At 71.4% G+C, this 16024-nt stretch carries 9 protein-coding genes and 1 rRNA gene; 5 read left to right on the top strand and 5 right to left on the bottom strand.

Features of this window, described 5'->3' with window-relative positions:
- The first annotated feature begins 66 nt into the window (after window positions 1-66).
- Entirely contained in the window at window positions 67-879 is an 813-nt protein-coding gene (locus tag ACJX2R_RS07740) for an ABC transporter permease (protein WP_413099411.1), read from the top strand.
- 7 nt (window positions 880-886) lie between these two features.
- Here ACJX2R_RS07740 and ACJX2R_RS07735 read toward each other — a convergent pair whose 3' ends face one another.
- Complete coding sequence (locus ACJX2R_RS07735) at window positions 887-1687, bottom strand: M15 family metallopeptidase (protein ID WP_413099410.1); 801 nt, start codon at window positions 1685-1687, stop codon at window positions 887-889.
- A 477-nt stretch (window positions 1688-2164) separates the two neighbouring features.
- The gene (locus tag ACJX2R_RS07730; RefSeq protein ID WP_413099409.1) at window positions 2165-4852 is read right to left on the bottom strand and encodes a glycoside hydrolase family 31 protein; all 2688 of its coding nucleotides are present in this window, start codon (window positions 4850-4852) and stop codon (window positions 2165-2167) included.
- Between the two features lie 337 nt (window positions 4853-5189).
- On the opposite strand from ACJX2R_RS07730, the gene ACJX2R_RS07725 reads away from it, so the two are divergent.
- Complete coding sequence (locus ACJX2R_RS07725; RefSeq protein WP_413105794.1) at window positions 5190-7208, top strand: acetoacetate--CoA ligase; 2019 nt, start codon at window positions 5190-5192, stop codon at window positions 7206-7208.
- Between the two features lie 320 nt (window positions 7209-7528).
- On the opposite strand, the gene ACJX2R_RS07720 is transcribed toward ACJX2R_RS07725, so the two are convergent.
- Entirely contained in the window at window positions 7529-8926 is a 1398-nt protein-coding gene (locus ACJX2R_RS07720; RefSeq protein WP_413099408.1) for an aminotransferase class I/II-fold pyridoxal phosphate-dependent enzyme, read from the bottom strand.
- Between the two features lie 63 nt (window positions 8927-8989).
- Between ACJX2R_RS07720 and ACJX2R_RS07715 the strand changes: the two genes are divergently transcribed.
- Together ACJX2R_RS07715 and ACJX2R_RS07710 are read left to right on the top strand one after the other, a co-directional pair.
- Window positions 8990-10351 carry an MFS transporter gene (locus ACJX2R_RS07715; RefSeq protein WP_413099407.1) on the top strand — a complete coding sequence of 454 codons (1362 nt, stop codon included), beginning with the start codon at window positions 8990-8992 and terminating at the stop codon, window positions 10349-10351.
- 22 nt (window positions 10352-10373) lie between these two features.
- The gene (locus ACJX2R_RS07710; RefSeq protein WP_413099406.1) at window positions 10374-11327 is read left to right on the top strand and encodes a hypothetical protein; all 954 of its coding nucleotides are present in this window, start codon (window positions 10374-10376) and stop codon (window positions 11325-11327) included.
- Between the two features lie 99 nt (window positions 11328-11426).
- Here the strand turns inward: ACJX2R_RS07710 and ptsP are convergent, their stop codons facing one another.
- Together ptsP and ACJX2R_RS07700 are read right to left on the bottom strand one after the other, a co-directional pair.
- Window positions 11427-13097 carry a phosphoenolpyruvate--protein phosphotransferase gene (gene ptsP / locus ACJX2R_RS07705; RefSeq protein ID WP_413099405.1) on the bottom strand — a complete coding sequence of 557 codons (1671 nt, stop codon included), beginning with the start codon at window positions 13095-13097 and terminating at the stop codon, window positions 11427-11429.
- A 105-nt stretch (window positions 13098-13202) separates the two neighbouring features.
- Window positions 13203-13649: a PTS glucose transporter subunit IIA gene (locus tag ACJX2R_RS07700; protein WP_413099404.1), complete on the bottom strand. Its 447-nt coding sequence runs from the start codon at window positions 13647-13649 to the stop codon at window positions 13203-13205.
- A gap of 565 nt (window positions 13650-14214) precedes the next feature.
- Here ACJX2R_RS07700 and ACJX2R_RS07695 point away from each other — a divergent pair.
- A 16S ribosomal RNA gene (locus ACJX2R_RS07695) occupies window positions 14215-15741 on the top strand.
- Window positions 15742-16024 lie beyond the last annotated feature (283 nt).

Genomic DNA, 16024 nt, shown 5'->3' with positions numbered 1-16024 from the left:
ATCGCCCCAGCCGCCCCAATCGCCCCAGCCGCTCCAGTCGCCACAGTCGCCCCAGGAGGTGGCCCCATGCGTCTCTCACGCACCGCCCGAGTGCTCCTCGGCTGTGTCACCGCGGCCGGCCTCGCGATCGTCTACGTCCCCCTGCTGCTGGTGCTGCTCAACTCCTTCAACGCCGACCGCTCCTTCGGCTGGCCGCCCAGCGGCCTCACCGGCCGCTGGTGGCGGGCCGCCCTGCACAGCGACGGCGCCCGCGAGGCCCTGCTCACCTCGCTCAGGGCCGGACTCGCCGCCACCGCCATCGCCCTGGTGCTCGGCACCCTCGCCGCGTACGCCGTCCACCGCCACCGCTTCTTCGGGCGGCGGACCGTGTCCTTCCTGCTCGTCCTGCCGATCGCGCTGCCCGGCATCGTCAGCGGCATCGCCCTCAACGCCGCCTTCCGCACCGTCCTCGACCCGATCGGCATCGGCTTCGGCCTGTTCACGGTGGTCGTCGGGCACGCCACGTTCTGCGTCGTCATCGTCTTCAACAACATCGGCGCCCGGCTGCGCCGTATCGCGCCCTCCCTGGCCGAGGCGTCCGCCGACCTCGGGGCGCGCTCCTGGCAGACCTTCCGGTACGTCACCTTCCCCGCGATGCGCTCCGCCCTCTTCGCGGGCGGGCTGCTGGCCTTCGCGCTCTCCTTCGACGAGATCGTCGTCACGACCTTCACCGCCGGGCCCGGCACCCGCACCCTGCCCATCTGGATCTACGAGAACCTGGCCCGCCCCCACCAGGCCCCCGTCGTCAACGTCGTCGCCGCGCTGCTGATCCTGGCGTCCGTGGTGCCCGTGTACATCGCCCAGCGGCTGTCCTCGGACACGGCGGGCGGACGGCTGTGACGCTCACTCAGCCGGTCAGCGAGCGGCGCGAGACGGGAAAGTCGAAGTAGGTGTCCGGGAACAGCTCCGGCTTGAAGGTGTAGTGCCACCACTCCTCGGCCAGATTGACGAACCCGAGCTTCTCCAACGTGCCCTTGAGCAGTAGCCGGTTGGCCCGCTGCACACCCTTGATCCGCGGATCGAGCGTATGCGAGCGCGTGTCGAAGCAGTCGTAACCCGTGCCCATGTCCACCGAGTTGTCCGGGAAGCGGTCCTCCTTGGCCGCGTAGCACGGCACCAGCTTCTCGCCCGGCACATACGGACGCGTGGGCAGCGCGGGCAGCCGCGCGATCGTCAGATCCACCGTGCTGCCCCGGCTGTGCCCCGACTTCTCGGCGATATAGCCGTCCTCGAACAGCCGCGTCTTGTCGACCTCCGGATAGAACTCGCCCTTCATCCGCTGATCGTCCAGATCCTTCGCCCACTCCACGAAGTCGTTCACCGCGCGCTGTGGCCGATAGCAGTCGTACACCTTCAAGGTGTAGCCGCGCCGCAGCAGTTGACGCTGCGCCCGATGCAGCGCCTCGGCGGCCGGGCGGGTCAGGACACACATCGGCCTGCGATATCCGTCCACCGGATCGCCGGTGAAGTTGTGCGGCGTGAAGTAGCGGATCTCCTGCCGGATCGTCGGATCGACGTCCCGGAGAGCGACGAACTCCTTCGGAGCCTTGGGCTCCGCCTTCGCCTGCGCCGGGGTGTACGGCGCGACGGCCAGCAGAGCGGCAACGGGCAGAGCGAGCGCACGCAGCGCGACGGCGAGTCTTGGCATGCCCATCACTTATCCCACCCCGAGAAGCGAAAACAAGCCCGCGTCCGCGAGCCCGCCTGCGCGAGCCCGTGTTCGCGGGATCCCTTGGCGCTGTTGCCGCTGGGTCTCCGCGCGGCGGTCGGCTTCCTGCGGGGGCTGCCTCGGCTCGCCGCGCCGCGATCGGCTGTCGCCCTGGCGCGCCGGCACCCTGGCGCCCCGGCCGTCCGGGCGCGGCTTGCCGCCCCCGCCGCGATCTGCTTCCGCCGGCGGCCCCTCGCCGAGCCGTCACAGCTCCCGCTGCCGACCATCGCACGGTGGTCCAGGGCGGACGGCTTCGGCCGGGGCCGTTTCCGCCGGGGCGCGGGGCGCGCTTCGGCTCTCGCCCGCTTCCGCGGCCGGGCCGCGGCCTCACCGCGGTGAGCCCGGGGGAGCCCACGAGGGCGGCGGCCCGCCGGGTCGCCGCCTGGGTCGGCGCGCTGGGCAGGCCGCACGTCGCGGTCAGCTCGCCCGGGGGCCGCGGCGGTCCTCGGAGGGCGGGGCCTCGCCTCGTACTCGTATCGGGTAGCCCACCTCGCCGCCACCCTCGCGCTCGACGGCCACCTCGCCGTCCCGCAGCCGGGTGGTGAAGCGCAGCAGTTCCGGCTTCTCCCAGCCGTCGCCCGTGTCCACGGCCAGCGTGCCCGCGCCCGCGCCCTTGCGGCCCTGGCACGGGGTCCACACCTCCAGCTCCACGCCGCCGCCGGGCGCCGCCACCGGCACCACCGAACCGGCCCGGGCCAGGACCGGGATGCCCGACAGGGGAGCGTCCAGCACCACCCGCCCGGGGCCGTGGTACGCCCGGCCGGTCACCGTGTCGTACCAGCGGCCGCGCGGCAGCCGGACCGGGCGGCGGCGGGCGCCTTCCTCCAGCACCGGCGCCACCAGCAGCGCGTCCCCCAGCAGAAAGGCGTCCTCGCAGTCGCGCAGCGCCCGGTCCTTGGGCGTGCGCCACCACACGGGCCGCACATACGGGGCGCCGGTGCGCGCGGCCAGCTGCGCCAGCGTGGTGAAGTACGGCAGCAGCCGCTGCCGCTCGCGCAGCGCCGCCGCCGCGTGCTCCAGCACCCGCGGGCCGAACTCCCACGGCTCCCGCCGCCCCGCCGAGATCGCCGAATGGGTGCGGAACAGCGGCAGATACGCGCCCAGCTGGAACCACCGCAGATACAGCTCCGGCGAGGGAAAACCGGTGAAGCCACCGATGTCGGGTCCCGAATACGGCACCCCGGACAGGCCCAGCCCGATCACCAGCGACAGCGAGGCCCGCAACCCCGCCCAGCCCGTGGCCACATCGCCGGACCAGCTGCCCCCGTACCGCTGGAGCCCCGCCCACCCCGAGCGGGAGAAGAGAAACGGCCGCTCGTCGGGGCGCAGCTCGCACAGCCCCTCGTAGCCCGCCCGCGCCATCGCCAGCCCGTAGACGTTGTGCGCCTCGCGGTGGTCGCCGCCCCGGCCCTCCAGGGCGTGCCGGGCCGAGCGCGGCAGCGTGGTCTCGCCGAAGGCGGCGAACGACACCGGCTCGTTCATGTCGTGCCACACCCCGGAGAAGCCCTGCGCCAGCCGCTCCGCGTACAGCCCGCCCCACCACTTGCGCACCCGGGGATCGGTGAAGTCGGGGAACGCCGACTCGCCCGCCCAGACCACTCCGCGCACCTCACGCCCCTGGGCGTCGCGTACGAAGACGTCGTCCGCCGCCCCGCTCTCGTACACCGCGTTGCCCGGCTCCGCCTTCACCGCGGGGTCGACGATCGACACCAGCCGCACCCCGTCCTCGAGCAGTTCGGCGGCGAGCCCCGGCAGATCGGGGAAGCGCGCGCCGTCCACCGTGAACACCCGGTGGCCGATGAGGTGGTCGATGTCCAGGTGCAGCGCGGACAGCGGCAGATCCCGCTCCCGGTAGCCCGCCACCACCCGCCGTACCTCCTCCGCGTCGTGGAACCCCCAGCGCGCGTGGTGATGGCCGAGCGCCCACCGCGGCGGCACCGCCGGGGCGCCGGTCAGCGCCGTCCAGCCGTGCAGCACCCGCGCCGGGGTGGTGCCCACGATCACCCAGTAGCGCAGCGGACCGCCCTCCATCCGCGTCCGGCAGCGGCCGGGCCGGTCATGGCCGGAGCCCGAGCCCTCCTCGCCCTCCCGCAGGGTGACCGTGCCGTCCCAGGAGTTGTCGTGGAACACCAGATGGGTGCCCGCGTCGGCCACCACCAGCTGCACCGGCATGGTCAGATACAGCGGATCGTCCCCCGGCTCGAAGCTGCCGCCGGGATCGGTGTTCCACAGCCGGTACCCCCCGTCCCGCAGCCGGGGCCCGGAGGCCCGCCCGCCGAGCCCGAAGAAGCGCGCGTCCGCGGCGACTTCGGACAACTGGAGCCAGCGGGCACCCTCCCCACCCAGCCCCGGCCCGAGCCCCGACTCCACGGTCCCGGGCGCCGCCCCCGGCGCGGCGGATCCTGCCCCTGCCCCCGGCAGGGCGGATCCTGCCCCCGCCCCCGGCTCGGCGGATCCCGTCCCTGCCCCCGGCTCCGCGAGCCGTGGCTCAGCGGATCCCGCCCCCGCGCCCGCGCCCAGTCCCGGCTCCGCGAGCCCGGCCAGCTCGGCGGACCTCGCCCCCGCCCCCGCCCCCGGCTTCGCGAGCGCTACCCCCGCCCCCGACCCCACGGGCCCCCGCACCCCGGCAGGCTCCCACCACCGCGGCGGCAGGTCCCGCCGCAGCACCACCCCGCCCGGGGTCCGCACCTCCACCGTGCCGGTCCGCCCCACCATCACCGTGACCCGCTCGGACACCACCCGCCAGCCGCCATCGGTGTCCGGCTCCAGCTCCGCCCGTTCGTCCGCCTCCGGGCAGGGCCCGTCCAGGGCGTACGACGGCTCCGGCTCGGCCCCGTCCCAGCCGCAGAACACCGCGCCGCCCGTGGTCACCCGCACCCGCAGCGAGGATCGCGCGAACCGCACCACCCCGCCCCCCGGCTCCGGATCGGCCCCCTGCACAGCACCCGGCACCCGGGCCAGCTCGGTGCCCCGGCGGGGCAGCGCGGCCGCGTCGGAACGCCGACGCCGCCACGCGGAGCGCAGTGACCGCAACCCCTGCGCGGTGCAGAGCACCCTCACCGACCGCACCAGCTTCTCCGACCGCACCAGGTCACGCGCATCCATACTGATCAGCCTGCCATTGCCGAAGCCCGGCAGGGACATGGTTCAACTGCCGTTCACCTGTGGTCCTCGCACATGATCCCGCCTTGTGATGTGGAGTGGTGCCCCTGGTGCGGGAGTCGATCACATGGCATCGTCCTGACCGGACGCATACGAGGCGGATGTGCGACCCACGGACACCACGGACACCACGGACACCACGGACACCACGGACACCACGGACACCACGGACACCACGGACACCACGGACACCACGGACACCACGGACACCACGGACACCCACGCATATACACGGATACACGCGGACGCATCCGACGCGGACAGCCGGGAGCCGACACCCATGACCACCGCAGCCCACTCCGACCACCGGCCGCACCCCCTGTGGCAGCCCGGCGCGGACCGGATCGCCCGGTCCCGGCTGACCGCCTTCCACGCCTGGGCGGCCGAGCGTCACGGCGCCCCCGCGCCCAGCCCGGACGACCCGACCGCGAGCTACGCCGCGCTGCACCGCTGGTCGGTGGCGGAGCTGGAGACCTTCTGGCGGGCGGTCGCCGAATGGTTCGAGGTGCGCTTCGCCACCCCGTACGAGCGGGTGCTCGCCGACCCCGCCATGCCCGGCGCCCGGTGGTTCCCCGGAGCCACCCTCAACTACGCCGAGCATGCCCTGCGCGCCGCCGAGGACCCCGCCCGCGCCGACGAACCCGCGCTGCTCCACGTCGACGAGGTCCAGGACCCGCGCCCGGTCAGCTGGGCCGAGCTGCGTGGCCAGGTCGGCGCGGTCGCCGCCGAGCTGCGCCGCCTCGGCGTCCGCCCGGGCGACCGGGTCAGCGGCTATGTCCCGAACATCCCCCAGGCCACCGTGGCCCTCCTGGCCGCCGCCGCGGTCGGCGCCGTATGGACCTCCTGCGCTCCCGACTTCGGCGCCCGCAGCGTCCTGGACCGCTTCCAGCAGGTCGAACCGGTGGTCCTCTTCACCGTCGACGGCTACCGCTACGGCGGAAAGACCCACGACCGCACCGCGACCGTGTCCGAGCTGCGCGCCGAGCTGCCCAGCCTGCGCGCCGTCGTCCACATCCCACTGTTGGGCACCCCCGCCCCCGAGGCCACGCTGGTGTGGGACGAAATCGTCTGCGAACCGGCGGAGCCGGTCTTCGAACAGCTCCCCTTCGACCACCCCCTGTGGGTGCTCTACTCCTCCGGGACCACCGGGCTGCCCAAGGCGATCGTCCAGTCCCAGGGCGGCATCCTGCTCGAACACCTCAAGCAGCTCGGCCTCCACAGCGACCTCGGCCCCGACGACCGCTTCTTCTGGTACACCTCCACCGGCTGGATGATGTGGAACTTCCTGGTGTCCGGGCTGCTGGTGGGCGCCACCGTCGTCCTCTACGACGGCAGCCCCGGCTACCCGGACACCGCCGCCCAGTGGCGCGTCGCCGAACGCACCGGTACCACGCTCTACGGCACCTCCGCCGCGTACGTCATGGCCTGCCGCAAGGCCGACGTCCACCCGGGCCGCGACTTCGACCTCTCCGCAGTGAAATGCGTAGCCACCACCGGCTCCCCGCTGCCGCCGGACGGCTTCCGGTGGATCCACGACGAGGTGGCCGAGGACATGTGGATCGCCTCCGTGAGCGGCGGCACCGACGTGTGCAGCTGCTTCGCGGGCGCCGTGCCCACCCTCCCCGTCTACATCGGCGAACTCCAGGCCCCCGGCCTGGGTACCGACCTCCAGGCGTGGGACCCGCAGGGCGAACCGGTGGTCGACGAGGTCGGAGAGCTGATCGTGGCCCGCCCCATGCCGTCGATGCCCGTCCGCTTCTGGAACGACCCCGACGGCATCCGCTACCGCGACAGCTACTTCGAGATGTTCCCCGGCGCCTGGCGCCACGGCGACTGGATCACCCTGACCTCCCGGGGCACCGTGATCATCCACGGCCGCTCCGACTCCACCCTCAACCGCCAGGGCGTCCGAATGGGCTCCGCCGACATCTACGAGGCCGTCGAACGCCTCCCCGAGATCCGGGAATCCCTCGTCATCGGCGTCGAACAACCCGACGGCGGCTACTGGATGCCCCTCTTCGTCCACCTGGCCCCCGGCGCCACCCTGAACGAAGAGCTCCTGACCCGCATCAAAACCACCATCCGCACCCAACTCTCCCCCCGCCACGTCCCCGACGAAGTCATCGAGGTCCCCGGCGTCCCCCACACCCTCACCGGCAAACGCATCGAGGTCCCGGTCAAGCGCCTCCTCCAGGGCACCTCCCTGGACAAGGCGGTCAACCTGGGTTCGGTGGACGATGTGGAACTGCTGCGGTACTACGAGCGCTTGGCCCAGGGGAGGGGCGGGGCGGGGGCTTGAGGAGCCCGGGGCGGGGCGCGAGCCGCCAGCCCCTCCGAGGCTTGAGGAGCCCGGGGGCGGAGCCGGACCCTCCGGCCCCCTCCGGCGTTTGAGGAGCCCCAGGGGGGAGCCGCACCCTCTGGCTCCTCTGGCGTTTGAGGAGCCCCAGGGGGGAGCCGCACCCTCTAGCCCCTCCGGCGTTTGAGGAGCGGGGTCCAGGGGCGGAGCCCCGGCGGGGGTTCGGGGGCGGAGCCCCCGGAACGGGGCCTGGGGCGGAGCCCCGGCGGGGGCCGGGGCCGCGCCCCGGTTCGGGAAGGGGCGGGGTGGGGAAAAACCCCCGCCTACCCCCCATACGTCGCCTGCGCCTCCCCCAACACCCCCGCCAAATCCCCCGCCAACACCCCCGCATCCGCCTCCCCCAACCCCGCCGTCGTAATCCGCACCCCCGCCCCGCCGGCCAGCCGAAACCTCGCACCGGCCGCCACCCACCACCCCCGCGTCCGCAACCCGTTGACCACCGCCGCCTCGTCCCGCACCGGCACCCATACGTTCATCCCGCTCGCCCCGTGCGCGGCGACCCCCCGGGCCGAGAGCGCGGCCAGCAGGGCCTCACGCCGCCGGGCGTAGGCGGACCGGGCCGCGGCCACCAGGGCCTGGGTCTCCGGGTCGGTCATCAGCCGGGCGACCGTCTCTTGCAGCACATGGCTGACCCAGCCGGAGGTCAGCAGCATCCGGCCGTCATGGCGCGCCAGCGTCGTACGGTCGCAGGCGAGCGCGCCCCACCGCAGGTCGGTCCCCAGGTGCTTGGAGACGGTGCGCACATGCGCCCACCGCGCCGGACGCCCCGCAGGGCCACCCGCACTACCCGTACGGCCACCCGCACCCCCCACACCGTCCCCCGCACGGCCACCCCCACCACCCCCAGCGAGGCTGTGCAACGGCACCCCCGCGACATCCGCCGCATGATCATCCTCGATCACCAGCACCTCACCCGGCGCCTCACTCAGAACCCCCAGCAGCGCATCCCGCCGCCCCGCCGAGAACCAGCCGCCGTAAGGGTTCTGCCCACGCGGGCTACAGACCAGCGCACGCGCCCCGGCCCGCAGCGCATCCCGCAGCGCGTCCGGCCGGATCCCCTCGTCATCCACGGCCACCGGCACGCTCCGCAGCCCCAGCGCCGGGACGAGGTCCAGCAGATGGTGGTAGCCGGGGTCCTCCATCGCCACCGCGTCACCCGGCCTGAGCTCGACCGACAGCAGCCGGGCCACGCAGTCCAGCGCACCATGGGCGAAGGTCAGGTGCTCGGCGGGCACGCCGTCACGCTCGTACCAGGCGCGGGTCAGCTCCTCCAGCACGGCCAGCCGGGGCTGGGCGCGGTGCGACCGCACTCCGGGGGAGAGCCGGGCGGTCGGCAGCAGATCGGGCAGGAAGGCCGGATCGGGGTGACCGCCCGCCAGATCGCGCACCCCCTCCGGCACCGGCGGCGGGCGGCGCGAGGCGACGGCGGGCGTCGGCGCGACCACCGTGCCGCCCCGCCCCCGGGTCACCACGATCCCCCGCCGCCGCAGCTCCTTGTAGGCGGTCGCGACGGTGCCGGGACTCACGCCCAGCCGCTCCGCCAGCCGGCGCACCGGAGGCAGCGCGGTACCGGGCGTCAACGCCCCCTCCACCACGCCCCGTTCGACGGATGCGGCAATCCCCTTGGCCGACCCACCGGTGATCTCATATTGTGTCGCCACAGAAAACACTCTGTATCAATACAAACGAGAATGTCAAGGAACGAGAATGCCAAGGGGGCCAGGGTGGGCAAGCCAACGCGCCGCACCGCGCTCAGCGACCGCATCCCGGGCGGCCGGGACGGCCGACGCATGCTGATCGTGACCTTCGTCGACCGGATCGGTTCGGGCCTGTGGGGCGCGACCGCGACGCTCTACTTCACCTTCGCCGCCGGGCTCAGCACCGCCGAAATCGGCGTACTGCTCGCCGTGTCCGGAGCGATCGGCATCGCGGGCCCGCCCCTCGGCGGCCTCCTCGCCGACCGCGTCCGGCTGCGCCCGCTCCTGATCACCGTCCAACTGGTGCGCGCCGCCGCCTCATCGGCCCTCCTCACCACCACCGACCTCCGGCTTCTGCTCGTCATCGCCTCGGTGGGCAGCCTCGGCGACCGCGGGGCCGCCGTCCTGACGAAGCTGTACGCGACCCGGGTCGCGGGCCCCGAGCGCGTCCGGTACCAGGCCATCAGCCGCACCGCCATGAACGTCGGCTGGGCCGTCGGCGGCCTCGCGGCGGCCGCGGCACTCACCGGCGGCACGGTCACCGTCTACCGCTGGCTGCTGATCGGCGACGCGCTCTCCTTCGTCGCCTCCGCGCTGTTCACACTCGGCTGCGCCGAACCGCCCTCGGCCTCCCGAATAGCGGCAATATCCGCACCCGCACCCGCACCCGCGGAACCCGGCGAATCAACCCCCGCGGAACCCGCACCCGCGACCGCGCTCGCCCCCGCGGAACTCGCCCCCGCCCCCGCGTCAAAGAAGACCACCGCCCCCAACCCCTGGCGCGACCGCCGCTATCTCGCCTACACCGCCAGCGAGGCCGTCCTCTTCCTCGACGACTCGGTCTTCAAGGTCGGCCTGCCGCTGTGGGCCGTGACGGCCACCAGCACACCGCACCAACTCGTCCCCCTGCTGCTCGTCCTCAACAACCTGCTCGTGGTGGTCTTCCAGGTCCCGTTCGCCCGCTTCGGCGCCACCCCGCACACCGCCCGCACCTCGTTGTGGCCGCTGGCCGGTGCCTTCCTCGTCGGCGGGGCCGCGCTGGCCGCCTCGACCGTCGGCGCGCCCTGGTTCGCGGCCGTCACGCTGGTGCTGGCCGCCACCGCCTTCACCGTGGCGGAGATGCTGCACGCCACGATCTCCTGGGAGCTGTCCGTGGTCCTCGCCCCGCCCACGGCACAGGGCAGCTACCTCGGCGTGCACGGCTTGGCCCAGGCCGTCCAGCGCAGCGCGGGCCCCCTCGCGGTGACGACGGCGATCGCGGCGGGCCCCCTGGGCTGGCTCGGCCTCGGCGCCGGGCTCGCCGCGATGTGCGGCGTCCAGCGCCACCTGGTACGGGACCGCGGTGACGGAGCGTTGTCAGTGGCCCCGGTTACGGTGAGTGAGCACTGAACATCCGCGCTGAGGGGGAGTCATGGCGCACACCGGACGCAGGAGTCACCGGAACCGCCCGGGCGGGCACCGGAAGCCGAAGACACAGAAGCAGAGCACGCGGCGGCGTACGAGGAGGCAGACCACCCGGCACGCCCTCCGCAGAGAGGTGCCGAGCACCGTGGCCCTGCTCGCCGACGAGCGGGACTTCGCCGCCATGCGGCACTACGGGTCGTTCGCCTTCGACGACCACGGAGCGTATCTACGGGAGATGGAGGGGCTGCTGAAGGCGCTCGCGGCCAAGGGCGTCCACACCACCGTCGCCCTCTTCGATCCCGTCGCCTACGAGGAGTTCTGCGCGGACACCCGGCTCGACCCGGACACCGCCGCGAGCCGCACACGCTATACGGCGGAGCTGGCCGTCGTGGGCGGCACCGTCACATACGAGGGCCAGCCGATCGCCCGCCTGGTGCCACGGCTCATCGGCGTGGCCGAGGAGCAGGCCACCTGGGAGTACGCCGCGGCGCTGCTCTCCCGCGCCGGCCACCGCGGGGAGTGCCGGGACGACACCACCGCCCGCGCCGCGTTCGACCGCGCCGGGGCAGCGCTGCGCGCGGTCGTCGAGGCGGTCGGGCCGGGCGTCCACCATGTGGTTTGCAGCGTCCCGGCGGACGGCACCTCACTGGTCGCCGTGCTCCACGCCGACGCGCGGGAAGCGGGTCCACCGAAGCTGGCCGAGCCCTCGGGCCTGGTCTTCCGCACCGTCCTGGCCTGCGGTTTCGCCCTGGGCAGCCCCGGCGGCCTGGTGCTGCGCACCATCGTGGCGGACTCCCCGGAGACGGTCCGCGGCTGGGCGCTGCACGACGGCTGGCTGCGCCCGCTGAGCGAGGCGGAGGTGTTCACGGCGTACTGCACCGACGCCGAGACCGGTGAACCCATTCCCCCGGAGCACGGCGTCGAATACCGGGCGGGCATCCCGCTCAGCCGCCCGGAATGACCGAAGGCGTCCCGCCACCCGGCGGGACGCCTTCATCGACAGCCCAAAGCCCAAAGCCCAAGCAAAAAGCCCAAAGCTCATATCTCACAGCTCACCGGCTCATTCGCCGGACAGCACCGCCTGCGCGGCCCGGCGGGCATCCTCCGCGGTGTCCGCCGCGCGCGCGGCGGAGGCCGCCCGCTCGCACTGCGCCAGCGTGTGCTTGGCCAGCGTCGCGCGTACATACGGAATGGAAGCCGCACCCATGGAGAGGCTGGTGACCCCCAGACCCGCCAGCACACACGCCAGCAGGGGATCGGAGGCGGCCTCGCCGCAGACACCGCAGCTCTTGCCCTCGGCCTGCGCGGCCTCCGCCGACGCCGCCACCAGGTCGAGCAGCGCGGGCTGCCACGGGTCCTGGAGCCGCGACACGGCACCGACCTGACGGTCGGCCGCGAAGGTGTACTGCGCCAGGTCGTTGGTGCCCAGCGAGAGGAACTCGACCTCCTGGAGGATCGAGCGCGCCCGCAGCGCGGCGGACGGAATCTCCACCATCGCGCCGAACTTGGCCCGCAACCCCGCCTCGCGGCACGCGTCGGCGAACGCCTTGGCGTCCAGCCGGTCGGCCACCATCGGGGCCATCACCTCGAGATAGACCGGCAGCCCCTCCGACGCCTTGGCCAGCGCCGTGAGCTGCGTCCGCAGCACCTCGGGGTGGTCCAGCAGGGTGCGCAGACCGCGCACACCCAGCGCCGGGTTGGGCTCATCGGCCGGGGTGAGGAAGTCCAGCGGCTTGTCCGCGCCCGCGTCCAGGACCCGGACCACGACCCGGCCCTCGGGGAACGCCTCCAGCACCTGCCGGTACGCCACGACCTGCTTCTCTTCCGACGGCGCCTGAGTGCTGTCGTCGAGGAAGAGGAACTCGGTGCGGAACAGCCCCACACCCTCTGCGCCCGCTTCCACCGCCGCCGGTACGTCGGCCGGTCCGCCGACGTTCGCCAGCAGCGGCACCTTGTGCCCGTCCGACGTCGCACCCGGCCCGGAGGAGGCGGCCAGCGCGGCCCGGCGCTCCTCGGCGGCGCGCGTCAGCTCGGCCCGCTTCTCCTCGCTCGGGGACACGAAGATCTCACCCGTGCTGCCGTCGACGGCGATCAGGGTTCCCTCGATCAGATCCCCGGCACCGGGCAGCGCGACCACGGCCGGGACCCCCAGGGCACGGGCGAGGATCGCGCTGTGGCTGGTCGGCCCGCCCTCCTCGGTCACGAACCCCAGCACCAGCGTCGGGTCGAGCAGCGCGGTGTCGGCGGGGGCGAGGTCCCGTGCGATCAGCACATACGGCTCATCGCTGTCCGGTACACCCGGCATCGGCACACCGAGCAGCCGCGCCACGATCCGGTTCCGCACATCGTCGAGGTCGGCCACCCGGCCCGCCAGATAGTCACCGGCCCCCGCCAGCAGCGCCCGGTAGGCGGCGAAGGCGTCGTACACCGCGCGTTCGGCGGTGCTGCCCACGGCGATCCGCCGCTCGACATCGGCGATCAGCTCCGGGTCCTGCGCCATCATGGCCTGCGCCTCGAGCACGGCCTGGGCCTCACCGCCCGCCAGATTGCCGCGCGCGACCAGGTCGGCCGCCACGGCCTCCACCGCCTGACGCGCCCGCCCCTGCTCACGCGGCGCCTCATCGGCCGGAATCTGCTTGGCCGGCGGCTCCAGGACCGCCGTCCCCATATGGCGCACCTCGCCGATGGCCACCCCGTGGCTCACGCCGACGCCTCGCAGCGTTGTCTCCATGTCACCCGTCCCCGGTCGATACGGCGGAACCCCGCCATGGTGGATGTCGTACCCGCAGTGCGCCGCCCGGCCCGGTCCCCATCGGCCGCCGGGCGTACGCCCGGCTCACCAGTTGAAGAGTGCGTCGCCCGTCTTCACATCGACGTCCTCCTTGACGTCGGACAGGGCATCGGCCGTGGCCTCGAGCGCCACGATCGGGCAGATCGGCGACTTGCCCGCGGCCACGGCGGTGGCCGGGTCCCAGCGTACGATCGCGTCACCGCGCTTGACGGTGTCCCCCTTGTTGATGAGGACCTCGAAGCCCTCACCGTTCAGCTGCACGGTGTCGATGCCGAGGTGGGTGAGCACACCGTGCCCCTCCCCGTCCACGACGACGAACGCGTGCGGGTGGAGGGAGACGACGATGCCGTCGACCGGGGCTACGGCCACGAAGGGCTCGAGGATTGGGTCGATCGCCGTACCCGGACCGACCATGGCGCCGGAGAACACCGGATCGGGCACCGCTTCGAGTCCGATCACGCGGCCGGCGACCGGTGAGGTCACGCTGGTCATGGGAGCCTCCCGGGAGGTGAAGTTTCATCACGCGCCGTCACCACCTGTCCCGGACAGCGCACTGCCCAGAAGAGTAAGTCATAGGAACTACGGATTCCGCACACGTGGCGCAGGCAGGAGGGGGTGCCCGGGCCGGGAATCGATTTGCCACGGCCGCGCGGGGGGCTGTACTGTCGTATCCCTGCCCACCGGATGAAGCACTGTGAACATCTGCGTGCACATCCAGGTTCAGGGCGGCGCCATCAGTTACTTGATCCAAATCTCGGATCCGCTTTCGCATGCCTTGCGAGAGACACGGGTACGGAGAGCCGGAAATAGTCTGATAGCGTGTGAAACACCGAAGGGAAGCGCCCGGAGAAGCCGGTGAAACGGTTTCGAAGGAAGCGTCCGTTCCTTGAGAACTCAACAGCGTGCCAAAAGTCAACGCCAGATATGTTGATACCCCGTCCACTCGTGGACGAGGTTCCTTTGAAGAAAAACACAGCGAGGACGCTGTGGACGGGCCGGGTTATTCCTCCGGTTCCGTTCCGCTCTCGTGATGTGTTGCCGGGATAGCCCGGAAGCATTCACGGAGAGTTTGATCCTGGCTCAGGACGAACGCTGGCGGCGTGCTTAACACATGCAAGTCGAACGATGAACCGGTTTCGGCCGGGGATTAGTGGCGAACGGGTGAGTAACACGTGGGCAATCTGCCCTGCACTCTGGGACAAGCCCTGGAAACGGGGTCTAATACCGGATATGACTGCCGACCGCATGGTCTGGTGGTGGAAAGCTCCGGCGGTGCAGGATGAGCCCGCGGCCTATCAGCTTGTTGGTGGGGTGATGGCCTACCAAGGCGACGACGGGTAGCCGGCCTGAGAGGGCGACCGGCCACACTGGGACTGAGACACGGCCCAGACTCCTACGGGAGGCAGCAGTGGGGAATATTGCACAATGGGCGCAAGCCTGATGCAGCGACGCCGCGTGAGGGATGACGGCCTTCGGGTTGTAAACCTCTTTCAGCAGGGAAGAAGCGCAAGTGACGGTACCTGCAGAAGAAGCGCCGGCTAACTACGTGCCAGCAGCCGCGGTAATACGTAGGGCGCAAGCGTTGTCCGGAATTATTGGGCGTAAAGAGCTCGTAGGCGGCTTGTCGCGTCGGATGTGAAAGCCCGGGGCTTAACCCCGGGTCTGCATTCGATACGGGCAGGCTAGAGTTCGGTAGGGGAGATCGGAATTCCTGGTGTAGCGGTGAAATGCGCAGATATCAGGAGGAACACCGGTGGCGAAGGCGGATCTCTGGGCCGATACTGACGCTGAGGAGCGAAAGCGTGGGGAGCGAACAGGATTAGATACCCTGGTAGTCCACGCCGTAAACGTTGGGAACTAGGTGTGGGCGACATTCCACGTTGTCCGTGCCGCAGCTAACGCATTAAGTTCCCCGCCTGGGGAGTACGGCCGCAAGGCTAAAACTCAAAGGAATTGACGGGGGCCCGCACAAGCGGCGGAGCATGTGGCTTAATTCGACGCAACGCGAAGAACCTTACCAAGGCTTGACATACACCGGAAAACTCTGGAGACAGGGTCCCCCTTGTGGTCGGTGTACAGGTGGTGCATGGCTGTCGTCAGCTCGTGTCGTGAGATGTTGGGTTAAGTCCCGCAACGAGCGCAACCCTTGTTCTGTGTTGCCAGCATGCCTTTCGGGGTGATGGGGACTCACAGGAGACTGCCGGGGTCAACTCGGAGGAAGGTGGGGACGACGTCAAGTCATCATGCCCCTTATGTCTTGGGCTGCACACGTGCTACAATGGCCGGTACAATGAGCTGCGAAGCCGTGAGGTGGAGCGAATCTCAAAAAGCCGGTCTCAGTTCGGATTGGGGTCTGCAACTCGACCCCATGAAGTCGGAGTCGCTAGTAATCGCAGATCAGCATTGCTGCGGTGAATACGTTCCCGGGCCTTGTACACACCGCCCGTCACGTCACGAAAGTCGGTAACACCCGAAGCCGGTGGCCCAACCCTTGTGGAGGGAGCCGTCGAAGGTGGGACTGGCGATTGGGACGAAGTCGTAACAAGGTAGCCGTACCGGAAGGTGCGGCTGGATCACCTCCTTTCTAAGGAGCGCATAGCCGACTGTAGGCAAGTGTCCTGCACGGTTGCTCATGGGTGGAACGTTGACTACTCGGCACGGTTCTTCGTGTGATGACCGCTAGTACTGCCCTCCTGGGGCGTGGAACGCGGGCCGGATCGGAGGTCGTGTCGGGCACGCTGTTGGGTGTCTGAAGGTACGGGCAGGAATGCTCGTCTCTTCGGCCGGTCCCGGTGTACTGCGCCTGTGGGTGTGGGTGACGGGGTACGGGTCGTTGTTTGAGAACTGCACAGTGGACGCGAGCATCT

Source organism: Streptomyces sp. Inha503 (assembly GCF_047215865.1).
Lineage (GTDB): Bacteria > Actinomycetota > Actinomycetes > Streptomycetales > Streptomycetaceae > Streptomyces > Streptomyces lycopersici.
Note: the sequence above shows the minus strand (reverse complement) of the source record. Positions and strands in the feature narration are given on the sequence as shown.

Coding starts and splice junctions, on each gene's coding strand:
- ACJX2R_RS07710 (WP_413099406.1), top strand. CDS start 10,374: ATGGCGCACACCGGACGCAGGAGTCACCGGAACCGCCCGGGCGGGCAC.
- ACJX2R_RS07725 (WP_413105794.1), top strand. CDS start 5,190: ATGACCACCGCAGCCCACTCCGACCACCGGCCGCACCCCCTGTGGCAG.
- ACJX2R_RS07735 (WP_413099410.1), bottom strand. CDS start 1,687: ATGCCAAGACTCGCCGTCGCGCTGCGTGCGCTCGCTCTGCCCGTTGCC.
- ACJX2R_RS07700 (WP_413099404.1), bottom strand. CDS start 13,649: ATGACCAGCGTGACCTCACCGGTCGCCGGCCGCGTGATCGGACTCGAA.
- ptsP (WP_413099405.1), bottom strand. CDS start 13,097: ATGGAGACAACGCTGCGAGGCGTCGGCGTGAGCCACGGGGTGGCCATC.
- ACJX2R_RS07730 (WP_413099409.1), bottom strand. CDS start 4,852: ATGGATGCGCGTGACCTGGTGCGGTCGGAGAAGCTGGTGCGGTCGGTG.
- ACJX2R_RS07740 (WP_413099411.1), top strand. CDS start 67: ATGCGTCTCTCACGCACCGCCCGAGTGCTCCTCGGCTGTGTCACCGCG.